Below are 25,625 nucleotides of genomic sequence, written 5' to 3'. Positions count from 1 at the left end.
CTGTGTACTTAATGATTTGAAGTTTAATCGTTTGACCGAGCTACTAGAAGACAATAAAAATATAGCAAGGTTTAACCTTTAGTATGAACATCAAAACTCGTATTGCACTTGGTGGTGCATTTCTGGCTATTGTACCCGTATTACTCGGCAGTATCTTCATTGGGCAGTCTACAAGTGAGGTAGGGAAGAATGCACTCGAAGAGGATGCAAAGCAATCATTAATTGCGATTAGAGATGCAACAGCATCGCAGATTGCCCGATATATACAAGACATCAATCACAAGTCAGTCACGCTAGCAGAAAACTTGATGGTCGTTGATGCCGTGCAAGCCTTTAGTGAATCGTTTGCTAACTATAGCGCCAATAGGCAAGCACCCGAAGATCAGGCACAAAGTTTAGCAGCATTCTATACTAAACAGTTCAAAGCGAAATTTGATCTGCTTAATACAGTCACAGAGCTTGATATCAGTCCCCTATTGTCGGATTTGAGTGCCAATGCCAAGGCTCTTCAATACGATTTTATTGCAAATAACCCTCATCCTCTGGGAGAAAAACATCAATTAATTAGCCCGAAGAATAACGCCGACTATTCGTATTTACACGCTAAGTATCATCCAATTTTCAAGTCCTATTTAGAGAAATTTGGATTTTATGATCTGTTTTTGGTGGATCATAAAACCGGTGAAATAGTGTATTCAGTGTTTAAAGAACTTGATTATGCAACATCGTTAAAACACGGGCCTTATGCCAATACAGGAATAGCTCAATCCTTCAATATGGCTATACAGGATGGTGAAAAAGGCGTTACTCATATTACTGATTTGGCACCATATTTACCTAGCTACAATGCGCCTGCATCTTTTATTAGTACGCCAATTTTTAGTGGGAGTGAAATTGTCGGTGTGCTTATACTGCAAATGCCAGTTGACCAAATAAACGAAGTAATGACGCACTCTGGTAACTGGCAAGAGCGTGGACTAGGCTTATCTGGAGAAACATACTTGGTTGGCGACGATTACCTAATGCGTAGTAACGGGCGATTTTTGCTCGAAGACAAAAAAGCTTATCTTAGCCTCATGAAAAATGTCGGCTTGGGTGGTAATGTTATCGACACGATGGGCACCCAAGAGACATCAATAGGCCTTCAACCTGTTAAAACCAAGGGGACACAAGCAGCATTGTCAGGGCAGCTTGGTTTCGATATATTCGACGACTATAGAGGTGTTGAGGTGCTATCTGCGTATCGACCACTCGACATACCAGGGTTAAATTGGGTAGTAATGAGTGAAATTGATGCGAGTGAGGCCTTTGCTCCAGTCAAAGATTTGTCTGAAGCAACGGTGAATACAACAATCATTACCCTGCTCATAACTGGCTTTATCGGTCCTTTGGCCGCGTGGTTTTTAGCTAAATCCTTGGCGAAACCGATTGATAACCTGCGAACCGTTGTTGATTCTTTTTCAGAAGGTGACGGCGATCTTACGCAACGGATCAACGTTGAGGGTAAACATGAAATTTCAGAATTAGCAGCAGGCTTTAATGTATTTATCAGTAATTTAGACAACACTTTTTCAGATCTCATAAAGTCTGCCTTGCGTTTAGTCCCAATGTCTAAAGAGCTAGCAGACGGGAACGTAGCAATTGCTGAGTCAGCAAACGAACAGAATAGACAAATCAGTACTATGAGAACGCGTTTGTACGCGGCTGATGAATCCACTGCTTTAGTGAAATCAAGTGCTGAGCAAATTACTGAAAAAAGTGAAGATGCACGAATTAAAGTCAAAGATGGTGTTGTTGCTTTTGAGCACACCAGCAAGAAAGTGACGGAACTGGACACAATTATCGACGATACAGCAGTGTCGATTGATGCGCTCAAAAAAGAAAGCGATAACATTGTCACATTAATTGATGTTATCAGTAACATTGCTGATCAAACGAACCTACTTGCGCTCAATGCCGCCATTGAGGCGGCAAGAGCCGGGGAGGCAGGGCGTGGTTTCGCAGTCGTTGCAGATGAAGTAAGAGCCTTGGCTTCGCGCACTAGAAATTCGACCTTAGAGGTGTCTTCGATGGTGGAAGCGATTCAAAATGGTACGCGTGAAGTAGTGACAAAAATGGAGCAAGGCAGAGAAACTACCAAACAGTGCCAAGAAGAAATTATGATATCAAAGGAACAGCTATCACTCATCAACAGCACAATGGATGATATTAGCGGTAGTGTAGGAAGCATTACAGAAGCCATTGACGAACAAACTGAAAGCTTTAGTTTGGTATCACAAGACTTCGAAAGCCTTGACAGGTGCTTCCACGCATCTCAAGAGGCCAGTCAAATATCAGTTCAGGTCGGTATTGATATGGGCAAAATGAGTATGAAGTTACATGAAATGGTCAATCAATTTACCTTAAGCGACCAGTCATGGAATACGGACAAACGTTCGGGTACTCGCATCGATAAAGATATGATTAATCAAATCTTGCAAAGTTCAGAAAGCCAGACACAAGATGAAGACGATATCTTATTTTAAGGATAGAATTATACTGATTTAGCTCAGTACCATTCCGCCTGACCAAATTCATGCTTTTATTGGTCATTTCTTGACATACTACTTGATGATCTATAGTATTCCGCAACCCAAATTCGGCGTTCTTCTATTCATAGAAACCGCCACTTGGGATATCGAGCATAAAAAACATAAATTAATCAGTTGGTTATGTTTTTTAATAACCTCCCAATAAAAAACATTTATTGGGTATTTTAAGTTTACTCAGGAGCTAGTTAATGGCAACAGTTAACCAGTTAGTGCGTAAGCCTCGTAAAAAGCCGGTCGAGAAATCGAACGTTGCTGCTTTGCAAGCTTGCCCACAACGTCGTGGAGTATGTACTCGTGTATATACTACTACGCCTAAAAAGCCGAACTCTGCGCTACGTAAAGTATGCCGTGTTCGCTTAACAAACGGTTTTGAAGTGTCTTCATACATTGGTGGTGAAGGACACAACTTACAAGAGCACAGTGTAGTACTCATTCGCGGTGGTCGTGTAAAAGATTTACCAGGTGTTCGTTATCACACTGTTCGCGGTACATTGGACTGCGCTGGTGTTAGCGATCGTAAACAAGCCCGTTCTAAGTACGGCGCGAAAAGGCCCAAGTCTTAACGGTTCTCCGTTAGTAAGGCCAAACTATTTAATTTGAGTTTTGGGTTATCCCTGAATTCCACGGAGAATTAAGATGCCAAGAAGAAGAGTCGTAGGTCAACGTAAAATCCTACCCGATCCTAAGTTTGGATCAGAATTACTTGCAAAATTTATGAATGTCGTAATGCTCGACGGCAAGAAATCGACTGCCGAAAAGATCGTTTACGGTGCCCTTGATATTGTTGCTGAAAAATCTAGCAAATCGCACCTAGAAGTATTTGAAGATGCACTAGAGAACATCCGTCCAACCGTTGAGGTTAAATCTCGTCGCGTTGGTGGTTCTACTTACCAAGTTCCTGTAGAAGTTCGCCCTGTACGTCGTAATGCACTAGGCATGCGTTGGTTAGTAGAAGCGGCACGTAAGCGTGGTGAAAAGTCTATGGCACAGAGACTGGCAGCCGAAATGTTAGATGCGCAAGAAAACAAAGGTAGTGCGGTTAAGAAACGTGAAGACGTTCACCGTATGGCTGAAGCTAACAAAGCTTTTGCTCATTATCGTTGGTAATCTGACACTTAGTCATAAAGTTGTAACAGTCTGTCTTTATAAGACAGGCTGTTTTCTTAATTAAGGGATAAGGATTTTTTAGTCTTTAAGCCTTAATTAAGCGTAAGCTTCAATAACGAAAAACTGTATCTGAAAAATAACAATACAAATAAGGTAAACAAAGTTAATGCCGCGCAAAACACCCATTCAACGTTACCGTAACATCGGTATTGTCGCTCATGTCGATGCGGGTAAAACGACCACCACAGAACGTGTATTGTTTTACACGGGTATTTCACACAAAATTGGTGAAGTACATGATGGTGCAGCAACAATGGATTGGATGGAGCAGGAGCAAGAGCGGGGCATTACCATCACATCAGCCGCTACCACTTGCTTTTGGTCTGGCATGCAGCAGCAATTTGAACAGCATCGCATTAATATTATCGACACCCCTGGGCACGTAGACTTTACTATCGAGGTAGAGCGCTCGCTTCGAGTGCTAGATGGCGCAGTGGTCGTGTTTTGTGGCTCATCTGGTGTCGAGCCACAATCTGAAACGGTGTGGCGTCAAGCAGACAAATACGAAGTCCCCAGGATGGTATTCGTAAACAAGATGGATCGTGCCGGCGCAGATTTTGAACGTGTTGTCGAGCAAATACGCAAGCGCTTGGGCGCCACTTGTGTGCCTATTCAAATTAATGTTGGGGCAGAAGAAACCTTCACCGGTGTCATTGATCTTATTAAGATGAAATACATCAACTGGAATGAGGCAGATAAAGGTACATCGTTTACTTATGAAGATATTCCTGCTGAATATCTAGAAAAAGCTGAATTGTACCGAAACGAGATGGTTGAAGCCGCCGCTGAAGCGAATGACGAGCTAATGGACAAATACCTCGGCGGCGATGAGCTCAGTGAGGATGAGATTAAGCAAGGTCTACGTATCCGAACACTAAATAATGAAATTGTCTTGGCGACCTGTGGTTCTGCATTTAAAAACAAAGGTGTGCAAGCTGTGCTTGACGCCGTTGTTGAGTATTTGCCTTCACCGACTGAAGTAAAGGCAATTACAGGTGTGTTAGACGATGGTAAAGAGACTGAAGCGCAGCGTCATTCAGATGATGATGAACCGTTTTCAGCATTGGCGTTTAAGATTGCCACCGACCCCTTTGTAGGGTCGCTCACGTTTTTCCGCGTGTACTCAGGTGTTATCAAAACGGGTGATGCAGTGTTCAATCCTATCAAAGGAAAAAAAGAGCGGATTGGGCGACTTGTGCAAATGCATGCGAATGACCGTGAAGAGTTAAAAGAAGTAAGAGCTGGTGATATCGCTGCTGCGATTGGCCTAAAAGATGTCACCACGGGTGAAACACTTTGTGACCCTAATAGTGTGATTACGCTCGAAAAAATGGATTTTCCGGATCCGGTAATTTCTATTGCAGTTGAGCCAAAGTCTCAAGCCGATCAGGAAAAAATGGGTGTTGCCTTAGGTAAGCTTGCAGCCGAAGACCCCTCTTTCAAAGTGCACACAGATGACGAAACTGGCCAGACAATTATTTCTGGTATGGGCGAGTTGCATTTGGACATTATTGTTGATCGCATGAAACGCGAATTCAATGTTTCGTGTAATGTTGGTAACCCTCAAGTGGCATATCGTGAAACTATTCGCAAAGGCGTCGAAGTAGAAGGAAAATTTGTTCGTCAGTCCGGTGGTAGAGGTCAGTTTGGGCATGTTTGGTTGCGAATGGAGCCGCTTGACGAAGGAGAAGGTTTCCAATTTGAAAACGAAATTGTGGGTGGCGTAGTACCAAAAGAATTTATTCCTGCGGTTGAAAAAGGTTGTGAAGAACAGATGTTAAATGGTGTTCTCGCAGGCTACCCAATGCTGGATGTGAAAGTAACTTTATTTGATGGTTCTTTCCACGATGTTGACTCTTCGGAAATGGCGTTTAAAATTGCTGCTTCCATGGGGTTCAAAGATGGAGCGGCGAAAGCTGATCCGGTGTTACTTGAACCAATGATGAAGGTTGAAGTAACCACTCCTGAAGACTGGATGGGTGATGTAGTTGGTGACCTAAATCGACGTCGAGGGATGATAGAAGGTATGGAAGATGGTGTAGCAGGCATTAAGATTGTGCGTGCAAAAGTACCACTTTCAGAGATGTTTGGATATGCCACCGCTTTACGTTCTGCAACGCAAGGTCGGGCGTCATACTCAATGGAATTTTTTAATTACGCAGAAGCGCCCAATAATGTCGCTAGCGCCATTATTGATTCGCGTGTGTAACTATTTATTTTGATTCGGTCCGGTCTAATGTTGGAACGGGCGTTAAACTTAGGAAATTATAGCAATGGCAAAAGAAAAGTTTGAACGTACGAAACCGCACGTAAACGTAGGTACAATTGGCCACGTTGACCACGGTAAAACGACGTTAACAGCAGCAATCACTACAGTTCTAGCAAAGACTTATGGCGGTTCTGCACAAGCATTCGACCAAATCGATAACGCACCAGAAGAGCGTGAGCGTGGTATCACTATCGCGACGTCACACGTAGAATATGACACGCCTACGCGTCACTACGCACACGTAGACTGCCCAGGACACGCTGACTATGTTAAAAACATGATCACCGGTGCGGCACAAATGGACGGCGCTATCCTAGTAGTTGCGGCGACAGATGGTCCAATGCCACAAACACGTGAGCACATTCTATTGGGTCGTCAGGTAGGCGTACCTTATATCATCGTATTCATGAACAAATGTGACATGGTAGATGATGAAGAGTTGCTAGAATTAGTAGAAATGGAAGTACGTGAATTACTTTCAGAATATGAATTCCCAGGTGATGACTTGCCAGTTATCCAAGGCTCAGCACTTAAAGCACTAGAAGGTGATGAAGCGTGGGAAGCAAAAATCATCGAACTAGGTGAAGCTTTAGACTCTTACATTCCAGAGCCAGAGCGTGATATCGACAAGCCATTCATCTTACCGATTGAAGACGTATTCTCAATCTCAGGTCGTGGTACGGTTGTTACTGGTCGTGTAGAGCAGGGTATCATCAAGGTAGGTGAAGAAGTTGAAATTGTAGGTATTAAAGAAACGACTACAACGACTTGTACTGGTGTAGAGATGTTCCGTAAATTGCTAGACGAAGGTCGCGCAGGTGAGAACGTAGGTGTACTACTTCGTGGTACTAAGCGTGATGAAGTTGAGCGTGGACAAGTATTGTCTAAGCCTGGTTCAATCAACCCACACACTAAGTTTGAAGCAGAAGTCTATGTACTAAGCAAAGACGAAGGTGGTCGTCACACGCCATTCTTTAAAGGCTATCGTCCACAGTTCTACTTCCGTACAACAGACGTAACAGGTGCGGTAGAATTGCCAGAAGGCGTAGAAATGGTTATGCCTGGCGACAACTTGAAGTTTGTTGTTGAACTAATTGCTCCAATCGCGATGGATGAAGGTTTACGCTTCGCTATCCGTGAAGGTGGTCGCACAGTAGGTGCGGGTGTTGTAGCAAAAATCCTAGACTAATCGTTTAGGCGCACAATACATCGAATATGAGGCCAGCATTTGCTGGCCTTTTTCATATCTCGAATTTGAAATACCTCACTCATCTTTTATGTGAAAAGTACTGCTCTACGAGTTGTTCGTGAATATCAGCCAAATCTATCTGTAGTTCATCAATGTATAAGTGCGAAGCCGTCCCTTTCAAAGACTTGATATCTTGAGCGAGTAAATCATCAATACTATGTTGAATACGCGCATTCATTTCCTTGTTGTTGGGTAGATTTTCATTTAGTTTTTGTATGCTCGTTAAACAAAACAATACCGAGCGCGGAAAGCACTTATCATGAAGCATAAATTCCATTACTTGCGTGGGTTTGACTCGCACGGCCATATGCTGTCGATACATTTGATAAGCAGATAGAGATCTCAGCACACTGATCCATTGTATATTTTCATAAGCGATACTCTTTTCAGGATCTGCGTGTAAAGATGCCGAGCGCACGTCAATAATACGTGTTGTCATGTCGGCACGTTCTAGGTATGAACCAAAGCGCCAGAACAGGTACCCCATATCCTGATACATACTGGCTTCGAGAATACCTACAATTTTGACCGTTTGGTTTATGACGGATTTTAAGGCAGCAAATCTCCCTCTTTTACTTACAAATGTCGATTTATGCTCATTCAGCGATAAGTTAAGTTGATTGATGGCCTCCCACATTTCACGAGGGACGACGTCGCGTACGGTTCGGCAGTTATCTCTCGCCATTTTTATTGAATTGATAATCGAAGAGGGGTTATCTTCGCCAATTGTGAGAAACTCAATCACACTTTGTTCGTTAAAGTTGATGTGATCTTTTATGTAGGTTTCTCTGCTACCAATAATGTCTATAAGCGGTTCCCACCCTGGCGATATGCCTTTTGGAAGATCCATTAAGGTATGATTATTCACATTGACTAAGCGGGCAACATTTTCCGCTCGCTCAATGTAACGAGCTGTCCAATATAGTGTCTCTGCTACTCTAGATAACATTTTATACTCCTATTCCACTATCCATGTGTCTTTACTTCCGCCACCTTGAGAAGAGTTGACAACGAGTGAACCTTTTACCATTGCGACTCGGGTTAAGCCCCCTGTGGTTACGTATGTTGAATCCCCAGACGACAAGATAAATGGTCGCAAATCAACGTGACGACCTTCGAGACTATCGTTAACCAATGTTGGGACAGTAGACAGGCTCAATGTAGGTTGAGCAATCCAGTTTCGTGGATCGGCTTTTATTTGTGCTAGGCACTTCTCCCGCTCTTCCACGCTTGCTTTGGGGCCAATGAGCAAACCATAGCCACCTGATTCATTTGCCGGTTTAACTACCAACTTGTCAATGTTTGCTTCTACGTAGCTGAAGTCTTTTTTATCGTAACAGCGATATGTTTCTACATTGGGAAGTAAGATCTCTTCGCCAAGGTAATACTTAATAATATCAGGCACATAGGTGTATACAACTTTGTCATCAGCTACGCCTGCGCCGGGGGCATTGACTAATGCGACGTTGCCTTTTTTCCATGCTCGCACGAGTCCAGGTACACCCAACATTGAATCAGGGTGGAAGGCTTCGGGATCTAAGAAAAGGTCGTCTATTCTGCGGTAAATGACATCCACTCGACGGCGCCCTTCAACCGTTCTCATAAATACGACATCATCGTCATCGACAAATAGATCAGAGCCTTCAACCAATTCACAGCCCATTTCTTGTGCCAAATAACAGTGTTCAAAATATGCGGAGTTGTAGATACCCGGAGTAAGCACCACTACCTCGGGTGTGTCGCCCGGTCTTGGCGACATACTAGATAGCATGTCAAATAGCTGAGATGGATAATCAGATACCGGTTGGATATCCATTTTTTCAAACATCTCAGGGAATACACGTTTAATAACGGAACGATTTTCAAGCATGTAAGACACACCCGAGGGTACACGTAAATTATCTTCCAACACATACATTGTGCCGTCCTTATCTCTGACCAAATCCGAACCACAAATATGTGCCCAAATGTTGTGTGGAGGACTTACCCCGATGCATTGTTCTCGAAAGTTGACGGATTTCGCTATTAGCTCGGCGGGAAACACTTTATCTTTTACTATGGATTGCTTGTGATACAAATCATCAATAAACATATTGAGTGCTTGAACCCTTTGTACCAAACCTTTTTCTACGGCTTGCCATTCATTTTTGCTGATTAACCGTGGCACAATATCAATTGGCCATGACCGGTCAATAGAACTCCCATCGCCATACACGGTGAAAGTGATACCCATTTCTTTCACCGCGAGTTCAGCAGACTCCTGTGCGAGCTTGCGCTCGACACCATGCATCTTAGACAAATAATCGACTAAGGGCTCCGCATATTTTCTGGGAAGGCCTTCACTAGTGATGAGTTCGTCGAAAAAGCGGTCTTCCTTGTAAAAACTCATATTGCTTGCTCCAATCGTTTCATGTCGACGGCGACATCTAAAGTTTGTGTTCCACCACCGTACATCACGCCTTTGATTGGTGTGATGTCGGCAAAATCTCGGCCTGTAGCAAGAGTGACGTGCTGGTCACTCGGTTGTAGGTTATTTGTTGGGTCGTATTCTATCCAGCCTGCACTAGGAACAAATACAGAAATCCACGCATGAGTCGCGTCTGCACCTTCAAGCTTTTCTTGTCCCGGAGGTGGGATAGTTTCTATGTATCCACTTACATACTTTGCCGCTAAACCTAGGCTACGAATACATGCTAATGTGAAATGAGCAAAGTCTTGACATACTCCTCGCTTGTGGGCGAACACAGTCGAAATCGGCGTACTAATTGTGGAAAAGCTGGCATCAAAGGTAAATTCGTCGAAAATGCGATTTATGAGATGTTGGCACCCATCCAAAATAGGCATACCACTTGAAAAAGACTGCATAGCATACTCTCGCATCTCTGGGCTCGGCTGAGTAAGTGGTGTCGGAAGAGCAAACAGAGCTGCTTTGGTCGCATCTGGATCCCTAGGCTTAGCTAAAGAGTCTCTGACTTTTTCCCAAGGAATCTGAAAGCTTAAAGAGCCTTGCTGTGAACTGGGTAATATTTCTACTTCACTTGTTGCGACTACCTTCATTTCTTTGTGGGATGAGAACAATTCAAACACGGTCACTTTATTGTCGAAGTGATCATCGAAACTATCCTGAAAAGCTGGCTTGGGGAAAACTTCTATGCGACTGTTTAGGCAGTTTTGTTGACCAGTATGTTGTGGTGATAGACGCGCATGGTTTTGGGAGAGACTAACCGCTTCCGAGTACCTGTAAGTCGTGATGTGACGAATACTATACTTCACTTTTTTTCTCCTGCGCAGAGGGAAGATCTGACCAAGCGAGTTTACTAGCCGGTTGAGTATGAGAAAAATAGCGTGTTTGCAAGCGCTCTCTGTACTGCGTAAGCGTAGTAGATATCGAGAGCAATAGGCTGGATAAAGCTTCGCGTTTATTGTTTGTTACCTTTGCTAACTCAGCTGGCTCTGCAAGCGCGCAAAGCGTTTTTAACTGCAAGAGTAATTTAGTGGCAGTGGTTAAAAAACCGGGGCGTTTATGGCTGGGCAAATGTTCTGACAGGCATAGCAGTTGCTCCAATTGATAGGCAAGAGAACGCGGGTATTCCGCGTCGACAAGTAACAATTCAATGCCTGTTTCTATGCTGTGTTTTATGCGGTATCGCCTTCGGTGCGTAACAGCGCTGACTTGCGTCAACAGCACAGCATCCAGTGCACCAATTTGCTCTCTTTCTTCTGGCGCATCAGTTAACATGGTATGCATTGTCGCCGTTAGCTGCTTACTGCGCTCTAAACGGCGACCGATATCTAGCATAAAAGCACCACTATTAAGTGCTAAACTATCTATGATTGAGCCATTAAACGCCATTATTTGTGCAATAATGCCGTCCAGTAAGCTCTGAAGTTGATGTAAGGGCGCGTCTTTTTTTAGTTTCTTCATTGCTTGATGCAAGGTTTGTAACATGTCGATAATGCGCAGGGAATCATACGACAACAATTCCTGAATTTGTTTAGCGCTGGACAAAACTAAAGCAATGGTATTGTCCAACACGTTTTGACCATTTTCTCCCGCCATACATTGCCAAACAACGAGTTTATGAGATATTGGAGCGGCTACAGGTTGCTCGCTCGATTGGCGATTGTATGGATAAACCAGAGCTTGTGAGATAATGCCACGCTGGAATAGCGCTAATGAGCGAGAATTGCGCTCGTCTGGATAAAGGGCTTCTTCGGTAAATCTGTCCATATAAACGCGTAATAGACGAACAACACTTTCACAACGCTCTAAACCACAGCCAAGCCAAAAAAGGTTTTCTGCCGCGCGACTGGGTATTAGCCCTTCGATGAGTGCGATGTCCTCACCTGCGTCGGGAAGGTTTAATTTTGGCAATACCGCACTTTCATGAGGACCAACTGCGGGCACCCAAGTATCTTTTATTGCACATGTATCCCCTTGAACAGCATTGATGGTTTTGCAAAGGGCGGCTGGCATGACGGTGACTTGCTGACCATCCCAAAAAGCGAAACATCGAAAATAAAATTTTTGAGGGGCTAAACTGGCTTTATCCCAAAAGGGCGCAACGGAATAGTTGGGGCTGCGTTGCCAAAATAACGTGCTTTCAGGGTGCTCAGTTTGTGGTAGTTGCTCCATTTTCCAACGGGGATCGGTGTAGTGTTTTACCTCGTACTGTTCTTGTTGCGTGAGCGGTATTGAGTTGTATGGCAATATTTCGAGTTGCGGTAATATTAGTGACTCATTTAACCAGTGTTGAGCAATTGCTGGAATCGCTTCGTGCACAGACGGGATTTGCAGCATACTTGTGCCTGGGCCATTGATTAGCATTACCGAGCCCGCGCGCACAGCCATGAATAACCCAGGGACACCAATATCTGAATACTGAGGTTGCTCTAGGGAATCCAACAAATGATCGGGTATCCACCGAATAATGACATCTACTTTGCGTAAACCATCCAAGGCTTTAATCCAAACTGCGCCTTCTCGAACAGTCAAATCGGCACTTCTAGCCAAAATCATGTCCATAAATGTTGCTAAATAGGCCTGTTCGGGGTAGTCGTCACTGTCTGGCCCCTCAGTCAAAATGACGATACGAGGCGCGCGATTTTCGGTCACGACTTGACTGAGGCTTTGCTGAATATGTTTAAAGAAAATAGCAATGCGTTCAATGCCTAATTCAGCAAACTCTTCACTCATTACCCGCCTTGAGACAATTCTATTCTCTAGTTGCACGCCCAAGCCGCGCGGAAACTGGAAGTGGTCTTTTACAATTGTGAATTGACCATTGGCTTCCTTCGCTATGTCAAATGCAGCCAAAAGCATGGGAGACAAATTAAATTGAGAGGCTTCAGGCAAATAAGCTGGGTGCGCCATCAGATGTCTTGGTGCAATTAAGCCATCAGATATTAAACTTTGTTGACCATGCAAATCGGCTAAAATTCGCTGGAGTAACCGCATCCGTTGTCTTACACCAGAGGACAGTGTATGCCACTCTTCAAGACTGGCTAAGTAAGGGATGGGATCCAGCTGCCAACTCATGACATCAGTCGACGTGTTGTATCCACTGGTACGCAGTAAGCGTCTAATTTCTTGTGCGCGATTGGCAATGTCGTCTTTTGATAATTGGCTGAGACGAGAAAAAACGGTGTCCGACTGACCTTCTTGTCCGGAACGTTGGTAGTCCAATACCCATTGTGGAAAATTAGTGGTGTGGGTGTTTGGCATCGGTTTTCCTAGCTGATAGTTCTGCGCATATCCAGAGTATGCGGATAATCAGGATTAGCGGGTTCAGGAGCGGGTATATCAAAATTACTTCGATTATTCTGGTTCGTCATGTATTTTGATATATCCATACTTTCAGTCACTCTAGGCGGTGTATGTCCGTGAGACCAAAAACGCGCAATTCTGCGCCCTTCGGCTTCATAACTGTTGATCGGGAATTGCTCGAAACTGCGTCCTCCAGGGTGGCTAACATGATAGGTGAAGCCACCAATCGATCGTCCTGACCAAGTATCGTAAACATCAAATACAAGCGGTGCATGAACCCCAATTGTCGGGTGTAACGCTGAGGGCGGTTGCCAAGCTCGAAAGCGTATCCCTGCTACCCATTCCCCAGGAGTTTCGCATTCATGCAAAGGCACTCGGCGGCCATTGCAGCTTATGACGTATCTATCAGAACTCAAATTACTTACTTTTAGCTGCACGCGTTCTAAGGAAGAATCTACATAGCGAGAGGTGCCGGACTGAGTGGCTTCTTCGCCCAATACATGCCAAGGTTCGATTGCTGAGAAAAGCTGTAATTGCAAATCACCGACCTTGTGAGAACCGAGAATAGGAAAGCGGAAGGTAAAAAATGGTGCTAACCAATCAAATTTGAAATCAATACCGTGCAAACGCAAATCTTCACATACCTCTTGCATATCTTGTTTTACGAAATACGGTAGCAGGAATTTATCATGTAGCCGCGTCCCCCAACGAACCAGCTTACCACTGTATGGTTGCTTCCAAAAACGCACAACTAAGGCCCGTAACAGCAACATTTGAACCATGCTCATTTGGGCATGAGGAGGCATTTCAAAGCCTCTAAATTCCACCAACCCCAGTCTGCCTGACGCTGAGTCAGGGTTATAAAGCTTATCTATGCAAAATTCTGAACGATGGGTATTCCCTGTTAAATCGGTCAATAGATGACGCAGTAAACGATCGATTAGCCAAGGCTCGGGTACCTCTCCTTCTGGAAATTGAGAAAATGCAATTTCGAGTTCATACAAGCGTTCGTCTCTTGCTTCATCAACTCTGGGCGCTTGGCTCGTTGGGCCAATAAATGTACCCGCAAATAAATACGATAAGCCTGGGTGATGTTGCCAAAACGTTATAAAGCTTCTTAATAGATCAGGCCGACGTAAAAAGGGACTATCAGTAGTATTGGCTGCGCCCAGTGTGACGTGGTTGCCTCCCCCTGTGCCAGTTTGTCTGCCGTCAACCATAAATTTTTGTGTAGCAAGACGGCACTCTCTAGCTAGAGTGTACAAGGTCTGTGTTCTATTAAGTAAGGTAGACCAATCTGATGAGGGATGTATGTTCACTTCGATTACGCCAGGGTCAGGCGTTACAGCAAATTTATCTATTCTACTGTCTTGAGGAGGTGTATATCCTTCAATAATGACGGGTGTATTTAGGCTTTTCGCAGTTTTTTCAATCATACCCAGTAGCAAAGCATAGTGTTCAAAGTAGCTCAAAGGAGGCATGAATACATGCAAATTTCCATCGCGTACTTCGATTGCTAAGGCGGTGAGTATTGTGTTTTCGGATACATAAGCTTTTGTGTTTGGTACTTCGGAGAATGTCGTAGGGATATCACTCGGATCCCTTTCGTAAAGAGGAGCAGGGCTACCAATACTGTCTAAGGGTAATCGATAACCAATGGGTGATTCACCCGGTAGTAAAAAGCAGTATTTACGCTTAAATTGCCACTGGCAGCTTTGCCAGCCTCCAAATACCTGATCAAACGTAATCGGTAGTATATAACCTACCGGCTTCTCTATGCCACGCTCCATTTTTGCCAGAAATCCTTGCCTACTCATGGCATGCAGGAGTTCCGGTGAATCAGGGCTTGGCTCAATGGGGAGCTGTGCTTCTTGCCACATGTGATAAAGAATGTCTTCGTATGCGCAAGTGATAACTTCTTTGGGGAGGCCTAAATTATGTGTGAGTGTTTCAATAAATGTTTTTGCTTGCGACGTATCTGTAATGCCTTGAACAGTTGGCGAGGCAAGTAGATTGTGGGTTTGCCAAAGCGGTTCACCGTCTTTGCGCCAATATGCTGCATATTGCCATCTAGGTAGCGGTTCACCTGGATACCACTTGCCTTGTCCGTAGTGCTTAAACGCGCCTGTTGTAAATGTATCAATCAACTTGTCGAAGAGATTGTGAGCGAGTTTGCGCTTGTCTGCACCGTCGGCGGCGGTATTCCATTGCTCGCTTTCCATATCATCGATAGAGATAAACGTAGGTTCGCCGCCCATGGTTAATTTGATATCTTCTGCACTAAGCACACCATCAAGGTTTTGACCTAAATCATTGATATTTGTCCACTGTTCATCTGTATAGGGTTTGGTGCTGCGCGGTGGTTCATTAATACGAATCACTTGATTGCTAAAACTAAAAGTCGAGTCGCATTTATCTATTGCACCTGAAACAGGTGCGGCGGAGCCTGGTTCTGGCGTACAAGCCAGCGGAATGTGTCCTTCCCCAGCAAACAGGCCAGAAGTAGGATCAAGGCCAATCCATCCTGCACCTGGAATATAGACTTCGCACCATGCATGTAAGTCAGTAAAGTCTTGCTCCGGTCCACTGGGGCCATCAAGGGATTTTTCGTCAGCGGCAAGTTGCACTAAGTAACCTGAGACAAAGCGGGCGGCTAAACCTAGATTCCTGAACAACTGTACGAGTAGCCAAGATGAATCTCGGCAAGAACCCGATTTTTTGCTTAGGGTTTCTGCCACTGTTTGTACGCCTGGCTCCATGCGAATACCATATTCGATCAAATTTGCTACCACTTGATTGACTGAAACCAAGAAATCTACGGTGCCTATTTCCTTGTCAGTGTTGACTTGCTTGATTAATTCTATTAAGTCAGAACAGGCTGGTTCTTTTTCTAAATAAGGTATCAAGTCACTTTGTAGCGATTTGTCGTAAGTAAACGGGAAAGTCTCTGCATATTCTTCAAGAAAGAAGTCAAAAGGATTAATAACGGTAAGATCCGCCACGACATCCACGGTAAAAGAGAATTTATTGGTTGGTTCTGGAAACACCACTCGCGCAAGATAATTCCCAAAGGGATCTTGTTGCCAATTTATGAAGTGGTTTTCGGGATAAATTTTAAGGGAGTAACTGTTTACTGGCGTGCGAGTATGAGGAGCTGGGCGCAGGCGAAAAACGTGAGGCCCCATATTGATGTGTTTGTCGTAATTGTATTCTGTGTGGTGCGTAATACCGACCGTTATCGTCATCGCTGCCTCTCCTTGGGGCATAAGCATGCTGAAGTGTTAGTAGAATAGATTATCACTTTTCTTTAATTCTCATAGCCTTATGTACATAAAACGCAACAAATATTTGTTTTCTTGGGACTAAGTCTACTATTGAGTCGATCATCAGCAAATTTAATACCAGTGGCGCTTAGCGTTGGTTGAATCACTCTAACTACTGCCTTTAGAAAAGATTATCCTCACTTTCTCGGCCAGTGCTTCACCGAGCAATTTGTGAGATTCACGATGCCAATGTATTCCGTCTATTTCAGAAGGTTCAATAAGTGCAGAAGCATTGTAATACTCACATGACAGTTCTTTTGCGTTCTGCTTAAAAAATTTTGGAAGCTTGGCAGACTTATTCTCACCGCCTTCAAGCATGTTTGCATAGTAACCTGTCTCGATAATTCGCGGTGGGCATACCATCAGCACTTGCGTTTTTTTGCCCCCACTACCTCTAAAATTAAGCGCTTCTTCTGCGAGTACTCGCACGCCGTAAGCAATATCGTGGGCATTGAGTGAAAATCTTGCTTTGAGATCATTTGTGCCTAACAAGATTATTAGCAGATCTGGTTGATGTGATTCAAGGCAAGGGACAAGGTAGCGCAAACCGTTCTTGTGTTTCTCGAACGGGTCATCATGAATACTCGTTCGACCAGACTGCCCCTCTGCAATTATTTCATAGTTTTCACCTAGTTGTTTTTGCATGATACCTGTCCAGCGCTCGCCGTTGGGATATCGCTGATCTTTCCCAGGCACCGCCCCCCAAGTATTTGAATCACCAAAACATAAAATTGTCTTCAACTTTACTACTCCACACAACGCGATAATGACTGTTTTATGAACATATCATACTGAAAGCAATATTTATTTACATTACACTAACTAGAACAAACAGCCTCTAAACTCTGGAACAACTTCAGAGAGGTGCGCGGGTTTACATCTTGTACAAGGAAAAACAAGCATGAATAAAGAAATAGAAAAGTGTTTAAAAGGTGAGTTGTTCAATACATCAGATCCAGAAATATTAGATATCATTCACAACGCGCGAGCAATGACTCGTGAGTACAACAGTTTGAGCAGTCGAGATAGCTCAGCAAAGCAAGAAATATTGAAGGCGCTGTTGGGGCGAGTAGGTGAAAATGTCAATATAGATACGCCATTTTATTGTGACTATGGAAAGCATACTTTTGTCGGCAATAATGTCATTATTAACATTAACTGTACCTTTGTTGATTGCAATACGATTACTATTGGCAACGACGTATTAATTGCCTCAAATGTACAGATTTATACTGCAACTCACCCCGTTACTGCGCAGGAGCGACTGGTGGACAATTGGCAGCAAGGCGATAGCCATCCTTACTTTAGAACTTTTGCTCAAGCCGTCTTAATTGCTGACAAAGTTTGGATCGGGGGAGGGGTTATCATTTTGCCAGGTGTTCATATTGGCGAAGGTGCAGTGATTGGTGCGGGAAGTGTGGTTACCAAAGATATTCCTGCATATTCTGTTGCCTATGGCAATCCGGCAAGAGTTGTTCGGCAACTTACACCCTAAAGCTGGATTTTACTCACCAGTAAATTACACACTAGAATCTGCTTATGGAGGCACCTTTGCTGTTTAATTTTTGTCGCAATTCTTCGTTCTCCTACTTGCGCTACGCTTTGCTTTTAAGCTGTATTGCCCAAGCAATTTTTAATACAAAGATAGTGTATGCAGCTCAATTGCGAGTGGATGTTACAAGTGAGGTGAGACCAAAAGTATTGTTCGTTTATCCCGTTGAAAAAGGTTTTCCTTTTTGGGATTCTCAAGTTGATTACGCATCAGCAGTCAGTGAGGCATTGGGCTTTGAACTTGAAGTAGCATACGCACCAAAAGAATACCGCAATCGCTTTGCTGCGCTTTCATTTATAAAGGAGCGCGTAGCCTCGAGCAAAAAAAAGCCTAACTTACTGATTACTTCTTTTTGGCTTGGTTCAGAATTTGACATACTCACTTATTTGGAAGAACAAAAAATTTACGGAATATCGATTAATTCTGATATTTCACAAGAGCAGTATGCGCGCTTAGGTCGCCCAAGAGAACAATTTACGTATTGGTTGGCTAGCCTTTCCCCCAATGACACTTTGGCCGGGAAACAGCTTGCTGAGGCAATTTTGTCTCATGTTAAAACAAAAAACTGCCCGCTTGTAAGCTGCGAAATTAACGTGTTTGCGATTACCGGTCTACGCTACTCTGCTGTTAGTATTCAGCGCGCCACCGGTTTACACGAAGCGCTTGCGAATGAGCCTCAAAGTAAACTTCTCAATTTAGTCTACGGGAAATGGGATCGCCAAGTAGTGCGCGGTATGACTGAGGCTATCATACAAAGACACGATAAGATTGATGCCTTTTGGGTTGCGAGTGACGTTATGGCTTACGGCATTTTCGATCGACTAAATGAATTGGGGATCGAGCTTGACCCCGCCACAGTTGTGGGTGGAATAGATTGGTCGCCGTATAGCGTTGAGCTGATTGAAAACGGTACAATGACGATGAGTCTTGGCGGACACTTTTTAGAAGGCGGCTGGGCAATTACCTTGTTCTTTGATTATTTGAATGGACGAGACTTTGAGCAGGAAACGGGAAGCGTTATTAAAACAAGTATGAGCTTGTTAAATGCTAATAATGTAAAAGAGGTAGGTCAGTTTTTATCGAATCCGCAGTGGTCGCCAGAGCAATTGCGCGCTTATAGCAAATTTTTAAACCCAAAGCGTGTTAAATACAATATGGATCCGCAATTGATAATTAGCGACCAAATAAATGCGCTTAAAAATGCAAAACTGAATTGGGGCCATGAGCCCCAGTAAATAAAGCTACAACATATCACAACAGGTCATCTAGTACCCGCAGAGTGCGCCATGTTAACTTGCAAATCTGTGAGTTCGAGAGTTTCACCATTGCGCCATTCTATCAAAGCTGATTTGACACCAGTTTCTTTACCGAGTCCGAAATGTACTTTGTTTAGTAAGCTTTGAGAAAAAGACTCACCCGCCGAGCCAATGCGTTTTTGATACACCCTGCCTTTGTTTGTTGTTACTTTTACGCTTGCTGAGTAGGGGTCTACCTTGTCCTTGGGGCTATAGTTCACATCGACTAAAATATAGTTGTTGTCATTCTTCGTTGTGTTTTTATACAGGTGCCAACGACCTTCTTCCTCGCTACCATTTAACATATCGAGGCGTCCGTCTTGGTCAAAATCAAAGGCTTGTCCCATATCGCCATGACCTGGATCATCGGTGTGATAGGCACCATGCTGTGTCGTGATTTCAAAGCGGTTTTCGCCAGTATTGATCAGTACTAAATCAGCAATGCGCTGTTTTAAAAAACCATATCGGTACAAAAATATATCTTCGTATCCATCATTGTTTAAGTCACCGTGAGTGACCCCCCAATGATCCCCACCAGGTGGAATATTCCAGTCATCAGATGCATCGACAAAATAGCCCCCCTTATTTAGCAGCAATACGTCTTTTTCATTTCTGTAATTGGGTTGCCAATCATGCTCCACACTTTTTACACCAATTAAAGAAAAGGAAATCGTCCAAAAAACATTTTGCTTTCTCACCCATTCTGCTTTCCATTTGCCATTACCAAGATAACCGATGTACATACCATTTTGCTCGCGCTTATCTGGCCAGCCTTTTGCCATATCTGGTGAAATATTAAGGAAACGCTCAGCCGTTTTCATTTCTTCAGGGCGTTGACGTGGTTGAAAGCCCTTTGCATTGACGACTTTTCGATCTTTGTTTTCACCTAAGAATATTGCCCAACCACCGTCGTATAAGCGGTATACTAATTCCATGTCATTGAGCTCGATGCTGCCGTCAGCCTCAAATTCAATGAGTGTACTGCCCGTTTCTCCATCGTCTCTGATGTCGAGTTTTTGGTTGTTGGGATTAAAATCAATCGACTTTCTAGACAATTGGTAATGTGTTTTACCTCGCGCAAAGTACAAGTCCACTAAACCATCGTTATTTACATCCAAATTCGCCGCATTGATAATACTTTCCTGACCTTGAATATGTTCAGGCAACCAGATACTTGATGCATCCTCAAATTCCCAGTTACCTTTGTTAATCCACACTGCTGCGGGTGAAAAGATTAAAAAATCGTCTTTGCCATCTTGGTTGATATCTGTCACGAGCGTGCGTTCGGCGTATGCGTCTTCAAGACCCTTAATACTGCGGTTTTCGAATTTACCCCCACCGACATTTTCATAGAATACTTGAATAGGACCATCGTAATTTGGACGTTGTGCATTAAACAATGCGATGTCCAAATCGCCATCTAAATCAATATCTACCCATCTTGGACTTCTTCCTCTTGTCGGCACATTGATGCCGGCTTCATTTGAAACATTTACAAATTCGTTATCGTCATTTCGGAATAGCTCGTATGACGTCGGGTTGGTTCCACTGCCTCCACCTAACGCTACCAGTAAATCTAAATCACCATCGCGATCATAATCACCAAAACTAGAACCATGCAAATCACGCGGGCTTGAGAACATATACCTTATATCAAGACTATCAGTGTTATTAGTGACTATTTGTGTGGGAACGTGATTGTGGTTGTTGAGTGCAAAATCGTAGTCTCCATCTTGGTCATAGTCGGCAACAGCTGGACCGCCATATTTGTAGGTAATTTCTGTCTCAAAACCAAGCGATTGGGATATGTCCTCAAACGTGGGCAATGATAATCCACTTACATCTTCAAAGGTGACTTCGTTGATGGTGATGTTATTGCTTCGTCCTGCAAATCTTAGCTTTTGATTTCCGGTCTCGTCGAAAGGCACCAAAACATTCAGTTTTTGTCTACCGGAACGGGGAATGTCAATGTTGTTTACTAGGAGTTTGTCATTGGCGTATAAACTCAAACTGCCATAGTGTTTGTCGACACTAAGGTCGATGGTCATTCTCTTTAAGAGAGAGCCATCGACAGTATAGTCGATTGTATGACTCTGTTGACTGTTAATAAGTACTTGCTTACTTAAAATGGTATGCTCTTTCCTTTCATTGGTGTTCTGTGAAAGAGTAGGGGTATTGCAAGCACTTATGAAAAATAGAGCAGTAAACGCGGGGAGAATAACGGCGTGTCTTCTTGAACACTGTTTCATATAACAACTTCCTAGTTGGGTAATGTATTTAATCTGAAATGGGATATTTAGTTTATTCAGGCACAGAACTATCTTTACTAAAAGACCAAGCTTCAAGGCAAATCGCTTTGAACAGCCTCTATTTTATTGAAGCAAAAATTTAAAGCTATATTAACGTAAGTTAAATATGTTTAACAATGCGGCGAGTTAACTTTCAATAAACAGTGGCGATTTTATCTTGGGACTTTCGCTTGCCGATGAGGCTGTGATGCATATAATCTCTTGCGACTAGAAGCAGAACTATGGAGTGATAAATGGCCGAATGTGTCGGTAACCTCAGCAAAATGCAAGTAAATACCAATGCAGGTGGTGAGGTTGACTATTGTTTGCCAATTGGTGAAACCCTGTTAAACATGAATAAAATAATTGGCAAGACAATCAGCATTGCTTTTTTGAAAGAGATAAATTGTGTGTATTGCGGCCGTAAAACAAAAAAAAGTTTTAGCCAAGGTTATTGTTTTGTTTGTATGCGCTCATTAGCGCAATGTGACACCTGTATCATCAAACCAGAAAAGTGCCACTATGAGGAAGGAACATGTCGAGAGCCTCAATGGGGAGAGGTGAATTGCTTGCAAGACCATTTTGTATATTTAGCTAACACAGGCGCACTTAAGGTGGGTATTACCCGACACGTTTCAGATCAGATTTCATCGCGATGGATAGACCAAGGTGCGACCCAAGCAATGCCAATCTATCGTGTAAAAAACCGAAAAATGAGTGGCCTAGTTGAGACCAGCATTGCTAAACACATTGCTGATAAGACAAATTGGCGGACAATGCTAAAAGGGGCATACCCAAGTCTAGACTTAAAACAAGCGTGGTCAGATTTAAAACCTGTTGTTGAGCTAGAAATAGATGGGCTCAGGGAAACCTATGGTTCAACCAGCGTTGTTGAACTGGACTCACAGCCAGTTGACATTGCTTACCCTGTTATTCAATATCCAACAAAAATTAAATCGATGAACTTAGACAAATTTGATGTGGTTACCGGAACGTTACTCGGAATTAAAGGTCAATACTTGATGTTTGATGATGATCGAGTCTTCAATGTCAGAAACGCATCGGGCTACAAAGTGCAATTGACGCATGCTTAAGTATCCAGAGTTCAGGTTAAGTAATAATAATCTCTTCGAATTAAATGTTTAAATACAGCAAAATCAACAAGTCCTCGACCACTAAGGAAGGTTATATGTTTCCAACCCTACGCCACTCGCTAACAGTATTCACGCTTGGATTGCTTGTCATCTCTTGCACATCAAGTAACACTGATAAGGCTGAGTTAGCAAATGAATCCACTATCGCAGAAGAAGAAGGTAGTCAATTTAGTGGCAATATTCCTCTAGACCCAAAGTTAATAAAAGGGGAGTTAGAAAATGGTATCAAATATATCATTCGTAAAAACGCTAAACCTGAAAACCGAGCTGAAATACGCTTAGTAGTAAATGCGGGTTCGATACTCGAGGACGAAACACAGCTCGGTTTTGCCCATTTTGCTGAGCACATGGCCTTTAACGGCACAAAAGATTTTAAGAAGCAGGAAATAGTCGAATATGTCGAGTCAATCGGCATGCGCTTTGGCGCACATTTAAATGCTTATACTTCTTTTGATGAAACCGTGTATATGCTGCAGTTGCCGACGGATGACAGTGAGACCTTAGAAACAGGCATTCATATTCTTGAAAACTGGGCACATAAAATCAGTTTTGAACCTGAAGAAATCGATAAAGAACGGGGCGTTGTGATCGAAGAAATGCGTACCAGGCAGGGTGCGGATACACGCATAATGCACAAGCAATTGCCCGTTTTATATAAAGATTCTCAATATGCGAAACGATTACCCATTGGTAAGCAAGACATCCTAGCAAATGGTAAGCACGAAGACTTAATTCGTTTCTATAAAGACTGGTACCGCCCTGAGTTAATGTCTTTAATAGCGGTAGGTGATTTTGATACACAACAAGTCAAAGTATTGTTTGAAAAGTACTTTTCCGGAATTGAAGCTAGCAAAGACCCAGAGCCTAGACCGCAATTTACCATTCCGAGCAACGAAAAGCCTCTGATAAGTATCGAAACGGATCCTGAGTTACCTCGAACAGTGGTGAGTATTAGTACTAAACATCCCGCTTTTATACCGACAACTTACGAAGGGCACAGACAAGCGCTCATTCATCAACTATATATCGGAATGTTAAATAACCGATATGCTGAACTAGTGCTGGAACCAGAATCGCCGATGATAGGCGGTGGTGCGAATTTTAGAGCATCATTTGGTGATATCAGTATGTTTACTGCTGGTGCGATTGTAAAACCTAAACAGGTACAAGCTTCATTGGCTATGCTGTTGACTGAAATCAATCGCAGCATTCAATTCGGCTTTAGTGAAGCAGAATTCACACGTCAAAAAGCGGCCATTCAAAACAGATATGAGAAAGCGGCAAAAGAAGCGAATAAGATAGAGTCTAGCCGCTATGCAAACGAATATGTCAGACACTTCACAAGAGGGGAGTCTATTCCAGGCATTGAACTGGAAAACACACTTACCCAGCATTTTCTTCCTACGATCACACTTGAAGAAGTCAATGAGATGGGAAAAAATTGGTTAACCGAAGAAAATAGACTGATTTCAATATCTGCCCCTGATACTGAACTGCCTGGTTTACCCACTGAAGCCGAAGTTTACAGTTTGTGGAAAGCTCTAGATGAACAGAAATTGACCGCTTATCAGGAGACCGCTATCGCAGATAGCTTGTTACCTGAATTGCCCACGCCAGGATCGGTGGTCGCAAAAGACTATGAAGCGTCAATCGACACGCACTTTTGGACCTTGAGCAACGGTGCGAAAGTCGTGTTGAAGCAAACGGATTTTAAAGACGATGTCATTTTGTTTAGCGCACGAGCGCAGGGCGGCTTATCAATACTTGAAGATAAAGACGTAAAAGACACATTTATGGCGGCAACGATTGCAGCAACCATGGGGCTTGCCGATTTTAGCGTGATTGACCTTGGTAAGTTTATGCAGGGTAAATCCTTCAAATTAAATAGTAATATTTCTAATCGTCATCAAACGCTCAATGGAGAAAGCTCTGTTAAGGATTTGGAGCACTTTATGCAGGCACTTCATCTGAACTTTTTGACCCCAAGAAAAGATCAAAGTGCCTTCGATACCTTTGTCGCACGCGCTGCACCGTGGTATGACAATCAACTCGTCAGTCCGCAGAGTGTATTTTCTGAAGAGATGAGAAAATTGTCGTATGGCAATGAACCAAGATCTTTTCAGATGACCGGAGACGTAATTCGAGCTCTGGATTTTGAAAAATCTCTCGAGTTTTTTGAACAACGTTTTTCGAATGCCGCAAACTTCAATTTTATCTTTGTTGGAAATATAGAGTTAAATAAAATGGAGTCGCTTGTTGCGCAGTACATTGCTAGCTTACCGAGTAGCAGTGATACAGAAACTTGGATGAAAAGGCCTGACAGACGAACCAAAGGTGAGCTATCAGTAGTGGTTAACAAAGGCCTTGAAGCAAAAGCGAATGTGTTGATTAAGCTGTTTGGTAAAAAGCAATGGTCTCATCGCGAATCTGCTAAGTTTGAGGCATTAGAAGGTGTACTTTCCACTATTTTGCGAGAACGCATTCGCGAAGAAAAAAGTGGTGTTTACGGGGTGCGAGTCAGCGGCGGACTAGAAAGGCTAGATAATCAATATAGTATGACTATATCGTTTAGCTGCGATCCGAATCGTGTCGATGAACTAAACGGTGAAATAAAGGCAATTTTTGGCGAGCTACAGTCTGCGCCAACTGAAAGCAAGTATGTAGAAAACTATATTACTCAACGACTCAAATCTCGCGAAGTGAGCAAAAAACAGAACCGATTTTGGAGCCATTATTTATTATCCTTGGTTGAACCTGGTTATGAGCCTCTAAGCATAGAAGCGTATGAGACAATGCTACAAGAAATGACGCCACAGTTAGTCCAAGAAACCGCTATGTATGTGTTGAATTTTGATGATAGCGTCACAGCAGTCTTGTTGCCTGAAGAGGATCAGGAAGTCGCGGGTAGCGCAGAGTAAACTCGATGACTATTCGTGTTGTTGTAAAATGAAAATCGCTGCGCTAAACATA

At 43.3% G+C, this 25,625-nt stretch carries 16 protein-coding genes; 9 read left to right on the top strand and 7 right to left on the bottom strand.

Annotated elements, in window-relative coordinates; all coding sequences use genetic code 11:
* The first annotated feature begins 83 nt into the window (after nt 1-83).
* From ACFOHL_RS11390 to tuf, 5 genes are all read left to right on the top strand, one after another.
* Nucleotides 84-2,525 carry a methyl-accepting chemotaxis protein gene (locus tag ACFOHL_RS11390; protein WP_376920357.1) on the top strand — a complete coding sequence of 814 codons (2,442 nt, stop codon included), beginning with the start codon at nt 84-86 and terminating at the stop codon, nt 2,523-2,525.
* 254 nt (nt 2,526-2,779) lie between these two features.
* Nucleotides 2,780-3,154 (top strand): 30S ribosomal protein S12, encoded by a 375-nt coding sequence (rpsL, locus tag ACFOHL_RS11385; protein ID WP_376920356.1) that lies wholly within the window; start codon nt 2,780-2,782, stop codon nt 3,152-3,154.
* A 73-nt stretch (nt 3,155-3,227) separates the two neighbouring features.
* Nucleotides 3,228-3,698: a 30S ribosomal protein S7 gene (rpsG, locus tag ACFOHL_RS11380; RefSeq protein ID WP_376920355.1), complete on the top strand. Its 471-nt coding sequence runs from the start codon at nt 3,228-3,230 to the stop codon at nt 3,696-3,698.
* Nucleotides 3,699-3,864: 166 nt separating this feature from the next.
* On the top strand, nt 3,865-5,967 hold the full coding sequence (gene fusA / locus ACFOHL_RS11375) for an elongation factor G (protein ID WP_376920354.1): 2,103 nt from the start codon (nt 3,865-3,867) through the stop codon (nt 5,965-5,967).
* Between the two features lie 64 nt (nt 5,968-6,031).
* Entirely contained in the window at nt 6,032-7,216 is a 1,185-nt protein-coding gene (gene tuf / locus ACFOHL_RS11370; RefSeq protein ID WP_376920353.1) for an elongation factor Tu, read from the top strand.
* Nucleotides 7,217-7,295: 79 nt separating this feature from the next.
* Here the strand turns inward: tuf and ACFOHL_RS11365 are convergent, their stop codons facing one another.
* The 6 genes from ACFOHL_RS11365 to ACFOHL_RS11340 form a co-directional block, all read right to left on the bottom strand.
* Nucleotides 7,296-8,225, bottom strand: coding sequence for an alpha-E domain-containing protein (locus tag ACFOHL_RS11365; protein WP_376920352.1), 930 nt, complete (start codon nt 8,223-8,225; stop codon nt 7,296-7,298).
* A 9-nt stretch (nt 8,226-8,234) separates the two neighbouring features.
* Nucleotides 8,235-9,665, bottom strand: coding sequence for a circularly permuted type 2 ATP-grasp protein (locus tag ACFOHL_RS11360; protein ID WP_376920351.1), 1,431 nt, complete (start codon nt 9,663-9,665; stop codon nt 8,235-8,237).
* Nucleotides 9,662-10,549 carry a transglutaminase family protein gene (locus tag ACFOHL_RS11355; RefSeq protein WP_376920350.1) on the bottom strand — a complete coding sequence of 296 codons (888 nt, stop codon included), beginning with the start codon at nt 10,547-10,549 and terminating at the stop codon, nt 9,662-9,664. The genes ACFOHL_RS11360 and ACFOHL_RS11355 overlap by 4 nt, the downstream gene beginning before the upstream one ends.
* Nucleotides 10,539-13,001 (bottom strand): circularly permuted type 2 ATP-grasp protein, encoded by a 2,463-nt coding sequence (locus ACFOHL_RS11350; protein WP_376920349.1) that lies wholly within the window; start codon nt 12,999-13,001, stop codon nt 10,539-10,541. The genes ACFOHL_RS11355 and ACFOHL_RS11350 overlap by 11 nt, the downstream gene beginning before the upstream one ends.
* An 8-nt stretch (nt 13,002-13,009) precedes the next feature.
* Entirely contained in the window at nt 13,010-16,288 is a 3,279-nt protein-coding gene (locus ACFOHL_RS11345) for a transglutaminase family protein (protein WP_376920348.1), read from the bottom strand.
* A 186-nt stretch (nt 16,289-16,474) separates the two neighbouring features.
* Complete coding sequence (locus ACFOHL_RS11340) at nt 16,475-17,107, bottom strand: SGNH/GDSL hydrolase family protein (RefSeq protein ID WP_376920347.1); 633 nt, start codon at nt 17,105-17,107, stop codon at nt 16,475-16,477.
* 160 nt (nt 17,108-17,267) lie between these two features.
* On the opposite strand from ACFOHL_RS11340, the gene ACFOHL_RS11335 reads away from it, so the two are divergent.
* Entirely contained in the window at nt 17,268-17,861 is a 594-nt protein-coding gene (locus tag ACFOHL_RS11335) for a sugar O-acetyltransferase (RefSeq protein ID WP_376920346.1), read from the top strand.
* A gap of 173 nt (nt 17,862-18,034) precedes the next feature.
* The gene (locus tag ACFOHL_RS11330; protein ID WP_376920345.1) at nt 18,035-19,153 is read left to right on the top strand and encodes an ABC transporter substrate-binding protein; all 1,119 of its coding nucleotides are present in this window, start codon (nt 18,035-18,037) and stop codon (nt 19,151-19,153) included.
* Nucleotides 19,154-19,179: 26 nt separating this feature from the next.
* Here the strand turns inward: ACFOHL_RS11330 and ACFOHL_RS11325 are convergent, their stop codons facing one another.
* The gene (locus tag ACFOHL_RS11325) at nt 19,180-21,462 is read right to left on the bottom strand and encodes a CRTAC1 family protein (protein ID WP_376920344.1); all 2,283 of its coding nucleotides are present in this window, start codon (nt 21,460-21,462) and stop codon (nt 19,180-19,182) included.
* A 293-nt stretch (nt 21,463-21,755) separates the two neighbouring features.
* On the opposite strand from ACFOHL_RS11325, the gene ACFOHL_RS11320 reads away from it, so the two are divergent.
* Nucleotides 21,756-22,595 (top strand): DUF2797 domain-containing protein, encoded by an 840-nt coding sequence (locus tag ACFOHL_RS11320; RefSeq protein ID WP_376920343.1) that lies wholly within the window; start codon nt 21,756-21,758, stop codon nt 22,593-22,595.
* Nucleotides 22,596-22,690: 95 nt separating this feature from the next.
* A complete protein-coding gene (locus ACFOHL_RS11315; RefSeq protein ID WP_376920342.1) occupies nt 22,691-25,573 on the top strand; it encodes a M16 family metallopeptidase in 2,883 nt (960 codons plus the stop codon).
* The last annotated feature ends 52 nt before the right edge of the window (nt 25,574-25,625 follow it).

This window comes from Agaribacter flavus (assembly GCF_042646125.1).
GTDB lineage: Bacteria > Pseudomonadota > Gammaproteobacteria > Enterobacterales > Alteromonadaceae > Glaciecola > Glaciecola flavus.
The sequence above is the reverse complement of the archived record's forward strand: the minus strand, read 5'-3'. Positions and strand labels throughout refer to the sequence as shown.